This window comes from Candidatus Pelagibacter sp. uisw_098 (assembly GCF_059512505.1).
The window spans coordinates 957,173-972,430 of the sequence record NZ_CM183454.1 but is presented as its reverse complement, the minus strand read 5'-3'; the positions used below and the strand labels follow the sequence as shown (position 1 = coordinate 972,430).

General features: G+C 29.9%; 16 protein-coding genes. 4 read left to right on the top strand and 12 right to left on the bottom strand.

Features of this window, described 5'->3' with window-relative positions; all coding sequences use genetic code 11:
* Positions 1-5: 5 nt before the first annotated feature.
* On the top strand, positions 6-1,187 hold the full coding sequence (locus AC5YF9_RS05260; RefSeq protein ID WP_415303643.1) for a BaiN/RdsA family NAD(P)/FAD-dependent oxidoreductase: 1,182 nt from the start codon (positions 6-8) through the stop codon (positions 1,185-1,187).
* Here the strand turns inward: AC5YF9_RS05260 and AC5YF9_RS05255 are convergent.
* The 12 genes from AC5YF9_RS05255 to rpsF form a co-directional block, all read right to left on the bottom strand.
* Positions 1,184-2,485 carry an MFS transporter gene (locus AC5YF9_RS05255; protein WP_496169856.1) on the bottom strand — a complete coding sequence of 434 codons (1,302 nt, stop codon included), beginning with the start codon at positions 2,483-2,485 and terminating at the stop codon, positions 1,184-1,186. The genes AC5YF9_RS05260 and AC5YF9_RS05255 overlap by 4 nt on opposite strands.
* Before the next feature lie 58 nt (positions 2,486-2,543).
* Complete coding sequence (locus AC5YF9_RS05250; RefSeq protein ID WP_496169855.1) at positions 2,544-3,404, bottom strand: DMT family transporter; 861 nt, start codon at positions 3,402-3,404, stop codon at positions 2,544-2,546.
* Complete coding sequence (gene gshB, locus AC5YF9_RS05245; RefSeq protein ID WP_415303639.1) at positions 3,401-4,330, bottom strand: glutathione synthase; 930 nt, start codon at positions 4,328-4,330, stop codon at positions 3,401-3,403. Before gshB ends, AC5YF9_RS05250 begins: the two co-directional genes overlap by 4 nt.
* On the bottom strand, positions 4,320-5,615 hold the full coding sequence (locus AC5YF9_RS05240) for a glutamate--cysteine ligase (protein ID WP_415303638.1): 1,296 nt from the start codon (positions 5,613-5,615) through the stop codon (positions 4,320-4,322). Before AC5YF9_RS05240 ends, gshB begins: the two co-directional genes overlap by 11 nt.
* A gap of 50 nt (positions 5,616-5,665) precedes the next feature.
* Complete coding sequence (locus AC5YF9_RS05235) at positions 5,666-6,223, bottom strand: HD domain-containing protein (protein WP_496169854.1); 558 nt, start codon at positions 6,221-6,223, stop codon at positions 5,666-5,668.
* Position 6,224: 1 nt separating this feature from the next.
* Positions 6,225-7,706: an amidophosphoribosyltransferase gene (purF, locus tag AC5YF9_RS05230; protein ID WP_496169853.1), complete on the bottom strand. Its 1,482-nt coding sequence runs from the start codon at positions 7,704-7,706 to the stop codon at positions 6,225-6,227.
* Positions 7,660-8,205, bottom strand: coding sequence for a CvpA family protein (locus AC5YF9_RS05225; RefSeq protein WP_415303635.1), 546 nt, complete (start codon positions 8,203-8,205; stop codon positions 7,660-7,662). The genes purF and AC5YF9_RS05225 overlap by 47 nt, the downstream gene beginning before the upstream one ends.
* Positions 8,206-8,214: 9 nt before the next feature.
* The gene (locus tag AC5YF9_RS05220) at positions 8,215-10,599 is read right to left on the bottom strand and encodes an efflux RND transporter permease subunit (protein WP_415303634.1); all 2,385 of its coding nucleotides are present in this window, start codon (positions 10,597-10,599) and stop codon (positions 8,215-8,217) included.
* A 22-nt stretch (positions 10,600-10,621) separates the two neighbouring features.
* Positions 10,622-12,040 carry a replicative DNA helicase gene (locus AC5YF9_RS05215; RefSeq protein WP_415303633.1) on the bottom strand — a complete coding sequence of 473 codons (1,419 nt, stop codon included), beginning with the start codon at positions 12,038-12,040 and terminating at the stop codon, positions 10,622-10,624.
* Positions 12,041-12,107: 67 nt separating this feature from the next.
* Positions 12,108-12,566, bottom strand: a complete 459-nt coding sequence (gene rplI, locus AC5YF9_RS05210; protein WP_415303632.1) for a 50S ribosomal protein L9 — start codon at positions 12,564-12,566, stop codon at positions 12,108-12,110.
* Entirely contained in the window at positions 12,567-12,845 is a 279-nt protein-coding gene (gene rpsR / locus AC5YF9_RS05205) for a 30S ribosomal protein S18 (protein ID WP_415276086.1), read from the bottom strand.
* 2 nt (positions 12,846-12,847) lie between these two features.
* Complete coding sequence (gene rpsF / locus AC5YF9_RS05200) at positions 12,848-13,213, bottom strand: 30S ribosomal protein S6 (RefSeq protein ID WP_415303631.1); 366 nt, start codon at positions 13,211-13,213, stop codon at positions 12,848-12,850.
* 86 nt (positions 13,214-13,299) lie between these two features.
* Between rpsF and fabD the strand changes: the two genes are divergently transcribed.
* The 3 genes from fabD to AC5YF9_RS05185 are packed head-to-tail and all read left to right on the top strand — an operon-like array spanning position 13,300 to position 15,250.
* A complete protein-coding gene (gene fabD / locus AC5YF9_RS05195) occupies positions 13,300-14,232 on the top strand; it encodes an ACP S-malonyltransferase (RefSeq protein WP_415303630.1) in 933 nt (310 codons plus the stop codon).
* Positions 14,225-14,962 (top strand): 3-oxoacyl-[acyl-carrier-protein] reductase, encoded by a 738-nt coding sequence (gene fabG / locus AC5YF9_RS05190; protein WP_415303629.1) that lies wholly within the window; start codon positions 14,225-14,227, stop codon positions 14,960-14,962. Before fabD ends, fabG begins: the two co-directional genes overlap by 8 nt.
* Before the next feature lie 48 nt (positions 14,963-15,010).
* On the top strand, positions 15,011-15,250 hold the full coding sequence (locus AC5YF9_RS05185; RefSeq protein WP_415290920.1) for an acyl carrier protein: 240 nt from the start codon (positions 15,011-15,013) through the stop codon (positions 15,248-15,250).
* Positions 15,251-15,258 lie beyond the last annotated feature (8 nt).

Genomic DNA, 15,258 nt, shown 5'->3' with positions numbered 1-15,258 from the left:
AATCCATGACAGAAAAATATGATGTTATTATAGTAGGCGCAGGCGCAGCTGGGATGATGAGTGCTATAGAAGCTGGTAAACGTGGAAGAAAAGTACTTTTAGTAGATCATGCAAAAAAAATAGGAGAAAAAATTAGAATATCTGGTGGTGGAAGATGTAATTTTACAAACATACACACTCATCCTAGCAAGTTTATTTCAAACAATCCAAAATTTGTAATATCTGCCTTAAAACAATACACACAAAATGACTTTATAGATTTAATAAAGAAGCATAATATTAAATTTCATGAAAAAAAATTAGGTCAACTTTTTTGTGATGAGAGTGCTCAACAAATTATCGATATGCTGCTTTTAGAATGCAAGACGGCAAATGTAGTCTTAAAAAAAGAGACAATAATAGAAGATGTTGGTAAACAAGAAGACAAATATTTTATTACCATTGGTTCTGATAAATATTTTTGTGACTCATTGATTGTTGCTACTGGTGGCTTGTCTATCCCTAAGATTGGAGCAAGTAAATTTGGCTATGATATTGCTCAAAAATTTAATTTAAAAGTTGTTGAAACACTTCCTGCGTTAGTACCACTAACTTTTACTGAAAAAATACTTGGTATATGTAAAGAGCTTACAGGGCTGTCTGTTGAAGCGGTTGTATCATTTAAAAAGATCTTCTTCGAGGAGGGCATGTTGTTTACTCATAGAGGTTTAAGCGGACCTTCTATTTTACAAATTTCTTCTTATTGGAAATTAGGAGATGATATTAAAATTAACCTGTCTCCTAAACTAGATATTATCAAATTCCTAGGTGATAGAAAAAATTCTAATCCTAAACAGGATATCAACGTTATAATTTCAGAAATTCTCCCGAAGAGGCTGGCTTATATCATTTGTAATGAAAATAATGTTAGTGGTAATATATGTGAATTATCGAATAAGGTATTAAATCAATTAAGTAGCTCTATCAATGCTTGGGCTATAAATCCAACGGGGTCTGAAGGTTATAGAACGGCAGAAGTCACTTTAGGAGGAATTGATACTGAAGAGATTTCATCTAAAACAATGATGTCAAAGAAGCACCCAGGTCTATTCTTTATTGGTGAAGTCGTAGATGTTACAGGCCACTTAGGTGGTTATAATTTTCAATGGGCGTGGTCCTCTGGTTATGTGGCAGGCCGATATGCTTAAAGATTAGTTGTTCCTTGAGTATCTTCAGTTTTCACTGGCTCTTCAATAGGTTCTGTTGTCGGGCTTAATTCAATTCCCGCAGGAGTGATGGTTGAAGGCATAGCAACGAATTGAGAATCTGGGTTTTCAACTGTGTCTCTAACTTTCATTCTATAAATACCAAAAATTCCTATTAAAGCATGAAAGAAAAGTAAAAATATAAAAAATCCATTAGAACCAACTATATTCATAAAAATTGAACAAAGAAATGGACCACTCATTGCACCCAAACCAAATGTAAATTGTATACCAGCACCAGCCGCTACAAATTTTTCTTTTGGTATGTAGTCATTTGTGTGAGCACAAATTAAAGAGAACATTGGTAAACTACAAATAGAAAAACAAATTAAAAAAATAAAAAACCATACTTTACTGGTAGCTAGAGTTCCTGGTAAATACATTTGACCTGATGATATAATAGCAAGTAGAGCAAAAATACATGCACCAAAAGTTGAGATTACTATTACTTTCCTTCTATCATATTTATCAGAAAGTTTTCCAATAGGGTATTGTGAAATAGCACCAGAAATCGCTAAAAGAAATGTTACAAGTGATATCTGAAATATAGTAAAATTCATTGATGCCGCATAAACTGCTAACAATGTAAATAATGCAGATTGAATTGTTCCATAAAAAAGAGCACTTACCATTCCAAAAGGTGAAGTTTCATACAGTTCTTTTAAAGGCATACCTTTAATTTTTTTAAATGTAGGTGGTTTTTTTTTAGTTAATAGAATTGGTATAAGAGCAACAGATGTAATGATTGAAACTAATATGAAAGGTTCATAATTTTCAGGACGACTAAAATTAAGTAAAAACATTCCTATGCCCATTGAACCATATAAAATAACCATATAAATAGATAAAACACTTCCTCTATTTTTATTGGACGACCTATCGTTTAACCAACTTTCTGCAACAGTATAAATACAAACCATGCTTATTCCTGTTAAAACTCTTAGAACAAACCAAACATAAGGATTAATAAAAACTGAGTGAACCAAGACAACTAAAGATGCTAAAGATGCAAAAGCTGCAAAAACTCTAATATGACCAACACGAGATATAAGATTAGGAATTGTTGATGCACCAATAAAGTAGCCAACAAAATACCCTGACATCATAAAGCCAGTTGCTGCTAGACTAAACTCTTCTTGTACAGCTCTTACACCCAAGAGTGAGCCTTGAAAACCATAGGCCATCATAAGAAAGCCCATACCTAAAAACAATGCCCAAGAATTCTTTAAAACTTTATTCATAAAATTGACCGTGCTTATTTGTGATCTAGATGTAAATCAAGTCTTTATTGTGCTTCAATTATGAATTCTTTAATTTGATAAAAGAGTGGATTGCAATGGCGGTGATAATCACAGCCCCACCTTGGATAGTTTCGAGACTGGGTTGTTCTTTAATAATTAGCCATACCCAGATAGGCCCAATAATCGTCTCTAATAAGAAAAATAAGTTCACTTCAGCAGCAGGGATGAACCTAGGAGCTATAGTTACCAACACAAAAGGGATAGCAACACACATAACACACATTAATGGAACTATAATTAGATCACTATCCATTAATGCAAAACTTTCTATGAACAGTAGAGCAAATAGAGCGACAATCAATTTGCCAACAACTGCAGCAGGAATTAGATTTTTATCTTTTGCAGATCTAATAGTAACCGCACCAATAGCCAAACCTAAGGCAGTTATTAAGCCTAGTATGTCACCAAAAAAATTACCAAGCTGTATTGAATCGTAGAATATATATATAGCAGCTGTAAAAGTTATAAATATTGTAACCCATGTTTTTTTATCAGGTAATTCTTTTAGAAAAATTCCTCCAAGAACTGCAGACAGCATAGGGGCCATAGCAATCATAACCAATGTGTTTGCAACATTTGTATTTTGTATCGATACAACAAATGTAATGTTTGTAACTGAAAAAGTTCCTATATAAAGTAGCCCGTGATAGCCACTTGAGAACAACATCTTAAAAAAATTTAATTTATAAATTATTAACATCCCAAGAAAGACAGTAATAAAAGGAATAAGTCCTCGATAGAATAATAAACCCCATGTATCAACGTTAGAAAGTCTGATGAATAAAGAGTCAGGTGTAATAAACATTACTGCGACAAAAGCTAATAATGAACCTTTTTGTTGCTCAGTTAAATTGTTCAAGCCCCTAAACCTTTCCAAAAGTTTTTAGCAAGATTTATATTTGTTAAATCATAAAAAGTTTTAAGTCCAGTAGGCGAAGTCACATTAATGTCGCCATTTAGTTTTTGATCTATAAAATCAATACCGGAAAAATAAATGTTATTTTTTTTAAGGTCTTTAGCAATTGAATTTGAAATTTTTGTTTCTATTCTTGTTAATTTAGTAGCAATAGGAATAGCGCCTTTACTCATGTTGCTTAAGAAAGATCCTTTTTTAGGAACTCTTGAAATTGCCCCACAAATTTTTCCATTAATTAAAAAAACTCTTTTATCGCCAAATTTAATTTTTGGTAAAAACTTTTGGCACATAATATGTCCATGTTTTTTAATAAAATTTAAAATCAGTTTTTTATTAATTTTTTTCTCAATAAGGTGAATATCATTTCCACTGAAACTATGAATAGGTTTGATAATAATCTTTTTATTTTTTGTAAAAAATTTAATAACCTCATTGATGTCTTTTGTAAAAATTGTATTGGGCATGAATTTTTGAAATCTAGTTGAGTATAATTTTTCTGATACATTTCTTATAGATGTTGGGTTATTAACAATCTTAATCTTATCTTTGATTTTATCTAATATGTATGTTGTTGAAATATACTCTAAGTTAAAAGGTGGGTCTTGACGTATGAGTAGATATTTACATCTAGATAAAGCCAATGTTTTCTTACTTATAATTTTAAAGAAATTTTTATTGGAATAACTAAATTCTATAAAATAGCCCTTAGCTACTACTTTATTACTTATTATCGAAAGATCTTTAGGCTCATAATAGAATATTTTACAATTTTTATTTTGAGCTTCTACAGCGAGAAATATACTGCTATCACTTTTTGGGTTAAGTTCCGAAGGGTGATTTCCTTGAATAGCAACTATCTTATTTGTCATATAGTTCAGTTAAATTTTCATCTTTGGAAAATTTATTAATCATATGATCTGCATTTGTTGTTTTATTATGAATTAATTTTTCTAAGTGGTTTAAAAACTTTGTCTCGTTTTCACCAGATTTATTTAAAATGTCTCTACTCTCTAAACCTTTTCTAGACAAATTAAGCAATAAAGATGACCAATATAATAAATCTTTACCCATCAACTCTGCATTAAAACCTTTTTTAGGAGCCTCCAAATATGCATTAATAATTTTATTTTTATCCCATTTAGAAACTAACTCAAAAGTTTCATCTAAATTTCCATATAAAATCCCTGTATTAAATGCTGGTCCAGCACACAAACAGTCCCAACCACATGTATCCATAGATCTTAATTCTATATATTTTTTTAATCGATTTTCTGTAAAGATAGTACTTAGATGAGTTGCTAAATCGCCTTCTGTCGGCAGCTTATTACCTATTTCCTTAATTTTTCCATTCATAAAATCTGAAAATGTATAATTTTTCCCAGATAAATATTCTTTATCACTCTGGATGAATAGAAGGGGAAAGTTTATCGAAAAATCTGCATATTTTTCAAAATTCATATTATCAAAAAAAATCTCAGGAAGACCTCCTCTAGAAGTTTCTTGCCAAACTTTTGATCTATAAGACATATAACCACTATTCTTTTTTTCAACTATTGATGAGTTTGCAAATAAAGCAATTGATATTGGCACTAATGAATTAATTATTTTAAATTTCTTTATAAAATCCTCTTCTGAGTTGTAATCGAGGTTTAATTGAGTGCCACAAGTTCTATACATCATGTCTAGACTTAGCGACCCACCATTGGGCATATCTTTAGTCATCACTTCATATCTTTGCTTGGGGTTGTTAGGTACTTCACCTAGAGCTGAAATTGGATCAAAACCAGCACTAACAATTTTTAAACCAATTTTTTTAGTTACTTGTTTTAATTCAAATAGATAATCATGAGATTCGGCGCAGGTTTCATGAATATTATTTAACTTATCACCCGATAATTCTATTTGATTGCCAGGTTCAAGTGTAATATTTTTACCCTCTTTTTGTAGACCAATGATATTCTGCTTTTCCATTATTGGTTTCCAACCAAACTCACTTAATGCATTAAACATTTTGAGTACAGTTTTGTAATCAGCTCTTTTATTATCATTTTGATCAAATAAAAATTTTTCGTGCTCAACACCAAGTTTAAAATCTTTAGTATCTCTAATTCCTGAGTTAAAATAATTAATTATTTGTTCTTTATTGGTAATCATTGATTCATATATAGTGATATAAAGACTAATTTAAAGTCATTAATTAATGACTACCAAAAAGTGTGAGGTTTTCTAGAAAAAATATTTCTAATTAGTGGAGCAAAATCTTTAAGTTTTAGACTTTTAAAATTTGGGTCAAAAGATGCCTGATCCCATTTTTCGCAAAAGTTTAAAGTATCCTCATAATACTTGTGATCTTTATATTTATCTCTTTGATTTCTATTGCCACCGAGATAGTGGGCATAATAATACATTTGAAACTCTCCATGTTTTGCAATTATCCAATGAGTTTTTTCACTTACGAAAGGTTTTAATACTGAGGCTGCATACTCTGAATGATTTAAAGGAGCTAATTCATCACCAATATCATGGAGTAGCGCTGCAACAATCATTTCTTCACTGGCCTTATCCTTTAAAGTTCTTGTTGCTATTTGAAGAGAATGCTCAAGTCTTGTAATCTTATATCCTTCTAGAGTTGAATTTAATCCACTCATAAACTTTATTACTCTATCGGCAGTTTTGTTAATATATTCATGCTCATACTTATCTAGCATTAAGTAATCATCTTTTGAGCCATATTTCATTTCAGTAAACTTTACTGTGCTCATCTTAATTTCCTGATGCTGTGCTTAATAAAGATAGTTGAGTTATTCTATCATCACCCAATATATCAATTGGTTTTACTGGATAATCTCCAGTAAAATAGTGATCTGTTAATTGAGGGTAGGTGTCATTCCTTTTTTCAAATCCTATTGCTCTATATAGCCCTTCAAGTGACAAAAAATCTAAAGATTTAGCACCAATATATTCACAAATTTCTTCATTAGTTTTATTTGCTGCAAGAAGCTCTTTTTTAGTTGGTGTATCGACACCATAAAAATCAGGATATCTAATTTCTGGACATGCAATTTTAACATGGACTTCTTTTGCACCAGCGTCATAAAGCATTTTAACAATTTTATGAGAAGTTGTTCCTCTAACCAAAGAGTCATCTATTAAAATAATTCTTTTATCTTTAATTGTGGATTGATTAGCATTCAATTTTAATTTAACACCCAAACTTCTAATCTTTTGACTGGGCTCTATAAAAGTTCTTCCAACATAATGGTTTCTAATTAAACCTAATTCGAAATTAATTCCCAAGTATTGAGCGAATCCAAGTGCGGCTGCATTTCCCGAGTCTGGTACAGGGACTATTATATCTGCATCAATTTTATTTTCTTTCGCAAGTTCTATGCCTAAATTTTTTCTATGTTCATAAGCGGACTTTCCATCTAATAAACTATCAGGTCTAGCAAAATAAATATATTCAAAAACACAGGGTCTAACTTTCCTTGCAGGAAAGGGCTTGAAACTTTTTAACTCACCATCTTCAATTAAAACAATTTCACCATTTTCTACATCTCTTACGTACTTAGCGCCTATAATATCTAGAGCACATGTTTCAGATGCCAAAACATAACTGTCTTTTATTTTACCAATAATCAAGGGGCGTATTCCATGTGGGTCTCTCACACCTATCAATGTACTTTGTGTAAGCATAACTAATGCGTAGCCACCTTGAATTTGAAATATAGCATCAATAACTTTATCTACTGTTTTGCTTCTTTTTGATTTTGCTATTAATTGAACAATCGTTTCAGTATCTGAAGTTGTGTAAAAAATCGCACCATCTTCAACTAATTTATTTCTAAGTGTAACTGAGTTGGTTAAATTTCCATTATGTGCAACACCAATACCACCAGCATTAGTATCTGCAAAGAAAGGCTGAATATTTCTTAAAGTATTTTCACCCGTTGTGCTGTACCTGTTGTGCCCTATGGCATATTTACCAAGTAAATTTTTTAAAACCTTTTCTTTGTTGAAGTTATCTCCAACTAAACCAAATCTTTTTTCTGAATGATATTTTTTTCCATCAAATGATACAATTCCACATCCTTCTTGTCCTCTATGTTGAAGTGCATGAAGACCTAAAGCGGTTAGGGCAGCCGCATCGTTACTATTGCTTATACCAAATACACCACATTCTTCTTTAATTTTTGGATTATAGCTCTTTAATTTTTTCTTTAGAATCTTGATATTTTTTTTCATTAGGAAATACTTTTACAAGATAAATACTACCTTTTTCTATGTATGGAAAGGTGTATGATTTGTCAGTATTAATTGGCCATTTATTATAATTATACACAATATCTATAGCTGAAAATAAACAAACACAAATTGCATAACTTCTAATAAAACCAAAAAATAAACCAAAAATGGAATCGAGTCTTCCAAGTCCTACAAACTTCACAGTCTTGCTAATTCCTTTATTCACTATTAATATTATGAAAATTACTAGAACAAAAATAGCTAATCCCAATGCTACATCAAGCACGTACTCACTATCAATCATGTTCTTAAAATAGGGTCTGATCTTAGGAAATAAAAATAGAGTTACCACATAAGCTAAAAGCCATTTTGAAGCAGAAAGTAAGCTTAAAACAAAACCTTCGCTGTAACATTTAATCACAGAAAAAATAGTGATGATTAAAAAAATTAAATCTATAATTGAGATTGCTTTATAAAAATCATTTAAAGCATCAATCATATTTACTTTTTATTTTCCAAAAGGTTTACTTATTAAAATAAGAGAAGGAAGTAGAGTTAATACAGAGACCATTGCAAGCAACATGGCTATACCGGTGAACACTCCAAAATAAATTGTGGGTATAAATTTTGAAAAAACCAGAATTGAAAATCCAAACACAATTGTTATCGACGTGTTAAGTATTGCCACGCCAACAGTAGAGTGACATATTTTAAGAGTTTTGTTATAATCTTTAGTTTTTAAAAACTCTTCTTTAAATCTATAAATATAGTGAATACTATTATCTACAGCAATACCAATTGTAATTGCAGCAATTGTTATAGTCATCATGTCTAAAGGTATTCCTAATAACCCAATAATTCCTAAAATAAAAAAAGCAGCAATAAAGTTTGGCACCACTCCGATTATAGATAGCTTAATATTTCTAAATAAAATCATAAACATTGAAAAAATTCCAACCATTACTAGCCCCAATGTAAGTATCTGTGATTTAAAAAGGCTTTGAAGTAAATTATTAAATAAAATTAAAACACCAGCAAGTTTAAACTCATCCTTGTTTAATTTTAATTTATTTTCTAAATCATAATTTATTTGATTTATGAGATCATTTCTTCTCAAGCCATTTTGTGAGTCAATAATTCTCAAACTTATTCTAGCTTCATTGTCTTTAATTGAGATATATGGATCAATAATATCTTTTTTTATACTTTCAGGAATTTTTGAGTAAAGAACACCCATTTCTAGTGTTCCTAAACGCTTGTTGTTATTTAGTTGTGTAGCAACTTCTATAATTGAACTAAATGACAAAACTTTTCCAACAGCCGTTAAGCTATCTAAATAGTTATGAACTACTTGAATTTTATCAACTTTATCTTTGGTAAACCAGTATTTTTCATCATCTTGATTTTCTTCATCTCCCCAATCTTCAAAGTCATCATCTTCAGTTGCCTTCACTTTTACTTTATCAGGAAATTTTAATATAACTTCCAGGGGTGTAGTGCCACCTAGCTTTTCATCAATAAGCTTCATACCTTTATATATTTCAGTATTTTTATTAAAATAATTTATAAAACTATTTTCAACTTCAAGACGGCTTATTCCAACAATACTTAAAATAATAACAAGGCCAGTAATTATAAAGATAGAACTTTTATTATTAATAGAGATTTTTCCAAAAAAAGAAGTAATTTTTGAATCACTATCTTGTTTAATCTTTATATTATTATTAGACATAAAATTTAAGAGTGTAGGAAGTAGAGTGAATGTAATTATAAAGGATGTAATTAAGCCTAAAGTCATCATCCAGCCAAAATCAATAATTGGTTTAATGCCACTAAAAATTAAAGATAAAAAAGCACATACAGTTGTCAGAACTGTGTAAATAATTGGCCAAAACATTTTTCCAGTTGTCATTGAAATAATTTCAAAGTTTTTCAGCTCTGGAAAGTCATTTCTTAATTGTAAAAAACGAGTACTCATGTGAATATTCATTGCCATAGTTAAGATTAACATTAGGGCAATAAAGTTTGATGAAATAACAGTAACTTTCCAGCCTAAAAGACCCAGAAGACCTGTCATGATTAAAACTGAAAAGAAGCAACTACTAATTGGTATTATGATCCAAATTAATTTTCTAAATACAAACCAAAGTGTTGCGATGATAAACAAAAGAACCCCTAAACCAAAAACAATTATATCACTTTTAATAAACGACATCATGTCATCAGCAATCATTGGAATGCCTCCTAGATAAATTTTTCCGATATCTTTGTAGCTTTTAATTACCTCTCTTATCTGGGTAATATTTTCATGATTCTTTTTCTTTAAAGTATCTTTATATATTTCTATTTCTTTTTCACTTTTGCTCTCTATATTTTTTAGTTCATCTTTTTTAATATAAACAATCACACCACTTGTTTTACCATCTTCACTAATAACAAAATTTCTAAAGACTGGACTATTTAGTATTTCTTTAAATCCTCTCTCTGTGTCTACATTTTCATCTTTTAATGTTTTAAAACTTTCCAATCTTTCTTGAAGAGGAGCTTCGGAATTATTAAGTAAAGGGATATCTAATAATGTTATAACGCTATGAACCCAGTCCAAACTTTGAATTTTATATTTTAAGCTTAAAAGGTTATTAATTGAAGACTCTGTAATCATTCCCTCATTAGGAGTGTAGGTTAAAACTAAAAAATCTCTTGAACCGTATCTCTGGGTAATCTCTTTTAAATACTCAAGGTCTGGATCTCCCTCAATTAAAAGAGTGTCAGAAGAAGCATCTAATCTAAAATCTTTAGAAAAATAACCAAAACTCAACAATGTAATTAAAAGTAATATAAAAATAGATTTAGGGTTTTTTAGAACAGTATTTTGGTATAAATGAGATAGCATTTAGCACTATTTATATTGGATATTAGTTAATTTGAGTATCTTTAAATTTAGTAAACATTGCTTCAAATTCCACCATAACATTGCCAGTTGGACCGTGCCTTTGTTTTCCAATGATAAGTTCAGCCAAGTTCGAAACTTCATTCATTTTAGCTTGCCATTCTGCATGCTCTACAGTTGCTGGTCTTGGTTCTTTTCTCTCCAAGTAATATGCTTCTCTATAAACAAACATTACAACATCAGCGTCTTGCTCAATTGAACCAGATTCTCTTAAATCTGATAATTGAGGTTTATGATCATCTCTTTGTTCTACTGCTCTAGATAGTTGCGAAAGTGCAATTACTGGAAGTTTAAGTTCTTTTGCCATTGCCTTAAGACCTTGGGTGATTTCTGAAATCTCTTGAACTCTACCATCTCTATTATTTCCAGACCCTCTCATTAGTTGAATATAGTCGACAACAATTAAATCTAAACCAAACAATCTTTTAATACGTCTTGCTCTGTTGCTCATTGCTGCAATACTGATGGCTGGGGTTTCATCAATATATAAAGGAAGTTCAGATATATTTTTTGAAGTCTCAATAAATTTATCAAATTGTTCATCAGAGATTCTTCCTCTTCTAATATCGTTTGATTTAATTCTAGATTGTTCTGCCAAAATTCTAGTTGATAATTGCTCTGAAGACATTTCTAGAGAAAAAAAAGCAACTGCAGATTTTTTTCCTTTTTCTTGTAATTTTTGAGCTGCATGGAAGGCTATATTTGTAGCTAAAGCAGTTTTACCCATAGAGGGTCTTCCTGCAATTATAATTAAATCAGAATTGTGTAGACCACCTAATCTATCATCTAAATCTCGTAAACCAGTTGGGACACCAACAATTCCCTCATCATTTCGATAAGCAGCTGAGGCCATCTCAATCGTTTGTTTCATTGCTTCATCAAACTTAACTAATGATGAATTAAAAGAGCCTTTTTCGGCAAGATCGAATAATAATCTTTCTGAGTTTTCAATTATATTTTGACCATTAACATCAAGTGCATTTAATTTAGCAGCATCAATTGTATTTTCTGATATTTTAATTAGCTCTCTTCTCACAAACATATCATAAATAATTCTTGAATATTCTATTGCTTGTCTTGGCGGGGTAGAAAATTTTGTAACTTTAACCAAATATTCAGGAACATTTAATTCATCTTTTTCATTTTCAAAATAATTTTTTAACGTGATTGGGTTTGCAAGCATTCCTTTATAAATAAGACTTTCTATTGCTGAAAAAATACTCTGATGCATAGGATCGTAAAAGTTGATACTAGAAATGATGGTATTTATTTCATCAAACGTTTCATTTTGAACCAATATTGATCCAATTACTGCCTGTTCAGCTTCGATATTGTTAGGGAGTTCTTTAAATGTATCTTTAACAATACTTAAGTTATTTTCCATAAACAAATCTTAACCGAAATAAGATTTAAAAAAATAGCAAATGTATGCTGGGGAAAAAATTGTATAATTATTGAATAGTTTCTGCTGTAACTACATTGATAGTAATTTCAGAGTCTATTTCAGAGTGTAAGATAATTTTTACCTTAAATTTACCAAGTGATTTAATTTCAGTTATTGGTTGTATCATTGAAGGCTTGATATCTAGCATGTCATTATCTTGTATTAATTTTGCAATTTCTGTTGGCTTAACTGAACCATAAAGCTCTTTGTTTTCTGTGCTTAACTTTTTAATTTCATACTCTTTATTATTAATTTTTTCTGAAATTGTTTGTGCTTCTTTTTTTTTCGCAGCATCCTTCTTTCCTAATTCAGATTTAATTTTTTCCACTTCAGCAATATTTTCTTTTGAAGCATAAAGAGCTTTTTTATTTGAAATTAAATAATTTCTAGCAAAACCTCTTTTTACATCTATAATTTCTCCAATAGATCCAATTCTTCTTAAATTTTCTAAAAGTATAACTTTCATTTAAATCAACGCCAAGTTTCTAGCTCTCTTAATAGACAATGAAAGCTCTCTTTGTTTTTTTTGTGAAACGTTAGTAATTCTTGAAGGTAAAATTTTGCCATTCTCTGACATGTATTTTTTTAATAATCTAATATTTTTATAATCAACCTCTGGTGCACCTTTAACTGAAAGTGGGCAAGATTTTTTAAACTTATATTTATTAGGCTGAAATATGCTTAATTTAGCAAAATTACTTTGGCTACCTTTTTTTTTATTTCCTGCTCTTTTTTTTGATGGCATAATTAATCTCTATTATAATCTTTTTTATATTCTTTTTTTTCGTATTCATCTTTTTTTGAAAAATATTTTGCCTCTAAATCAAATTTTTTAACTCTAACGGTCATGTATCTTAAAAGATTTTTATCAATAATCTCATTTTTTTCTAATTCATCAATAATTTTTCCAGAACCTTTAATTTTAAAGTGCATATAGATGCCTTTTTTATTTTTTTTAATAGCATAGGCTAAGTTTAGCAATCCCCAATCTTCAGTTTGTACTATTTCACCATCATTTCTTTCTACTATTTTAGAATATTTCTCGGTTAATTGTTTAACCTGTGCAGGGCTAGTATCTTGTCTAGCAACTATAGTGTGTTCGTATAAATTCATAATTGTTCTTTAATAAAAAGTGAGGATATACTATTATAACAATTGAATTACAACACTTAAAACCACAATAAAGTTTAGATAATTAAATGTTTTCTGTTATTTTCCCCGGTCAAGGCTCACAATTAGTTGGAATGGGTAAAGACTTTTACAATAAATATACCCTAGTTAAGGATTTATTCAAAGAAGCTGATGACACACTTGGTTTTCCGTTATCAAACCTTATTCTTAATGGACCTAAAGAAGATCTAGATTTAACTGAAAATACTCAACCTGCTATATTTTTAATAAGTTATTCAATATTTAAACTGATTAAAGAAGAATTTAATATCGATTTAAACAAAGCAAATTTTTTTGCCGGACATTCTTTGGGTGAGTATTCAGCACTTGCCTCAGCTGGAGTATTATCATTTTCAGATACTTTAAAAATATTAAAAATTAGAGGAAAAGCTATGCAAAACTCTGTTCCAAAAGGAGTAGGTGGGATGGTCGCAGTTTTAGGTTCTGAAATCGAAACAATAGAAAGTGTTATTAGTGAAAATAAAATGAAATATGAATGTTATATTGCAAATGATAACTCAACAGGTCAAATAGTGTTAAGTGGCAATATTGAAGATCTAGAAAAAATGATGGTTGATTTAAAATTAGCTAACATCAAAAATATTAAACTTCCTGTAAGCGCACCATTTCATTGTAAATTGATGAATAATGCAACACTTGTCATGAATGAAGAGATAGAAAAGTTAAACTTTAAAGAACCTGAAAATATTCTAATTTCCAATGTAACTGGAAAAGAAATAGCTAATTCAAACGAGTTAAAAGATTTACTTGTTAAACAAATTGAAAGTAGGGTTCGTTGGAGAGAAAGTGTTTTACTAATGATTAATAAGGGAATTAATCAATTTATAGAAATAGGACCTGGTAAAGTTTTGTCTGGTTTAGTAAAGAGAATTGATAGAAATGTTAAAGTTAGTGCAATAAATACAGAAGAAGATATAAAGTTAATTAATATTAATGAGTAGTTTAAAAAATAAAAATGTTATAATCACAGGTGCGTCGGGTGGCATTGGTAATTCAATAGTTGAAAAACTTCACGAGAATGGGTTTAATATTTTAGCTACGGGTACAAGAGTTGAAAAACTAGAAGAGTTAAAATCAAAATTTAATAATATTAAAATACTTAAGTTTGATATCTCTCAACATGAAAAGATTGAAGAGTTTATAAATAATGCAACTGAAGAGCTGGGTGGATCACTCGATTGTATAATTAATAATGCTGGCATTACAAAAGATAATTTAACAATCAGAATGAGCTTAGAAGAGTGGACTAATGTTATAGATGTCAATTTAACCTCAACATTTTTAATGTGTAAATATTCTATTAAAAAGATGCTTAAAAATAAATCTGGAAAAATTATTAATATTACATCGGTAGTAGGGCACACAGGCAATGCTGGTCAGGCAAATTATACAGCTTCAAAAGCTGGTATTGTTGCTATGTCCAAAAGTCTAGCTATTGAATATGCTAAAAAAAATATAAATGTGAACTGTATTTCACCTGGCTTTATAAGTACTGCAATGACAGATCAGATTGATGAAAAGCATAAAGAAGCAATAATTGCTAAAATTCCATCTAATAGACTCGGTAAACCTGAAGATATTGCAAATGCAGTAACATTCTTAAGTTCTGATCAGTCAGACTATATTAATGGTGAAACACTTCATGTTAATGGTGGCATGTATTTGGGTTGACAAAACTACTTTTTGGACTATTAACGAAATATAACAAAAAGGAACATTATGTCAGAAGATATTTCAAACAAGGTTAAAAAAATTGTAGCAGACCATCTAGGTATAGATGAAGCAAAAGTGTTAGATGATTCAAGTTTTATTGACGATCTTGGTGCGGATAGTTTAGACACTGTTGAATTAGTAATGGCTTTCGAGGAAGAATTCGGTTCAGAAATTTCAGATAGTGAAGCTGAAAAAATTCTTACCGTAGGTGATGCTGTTAACTTTATAGCAGGCAAAGCAAACTAGAAATTTAA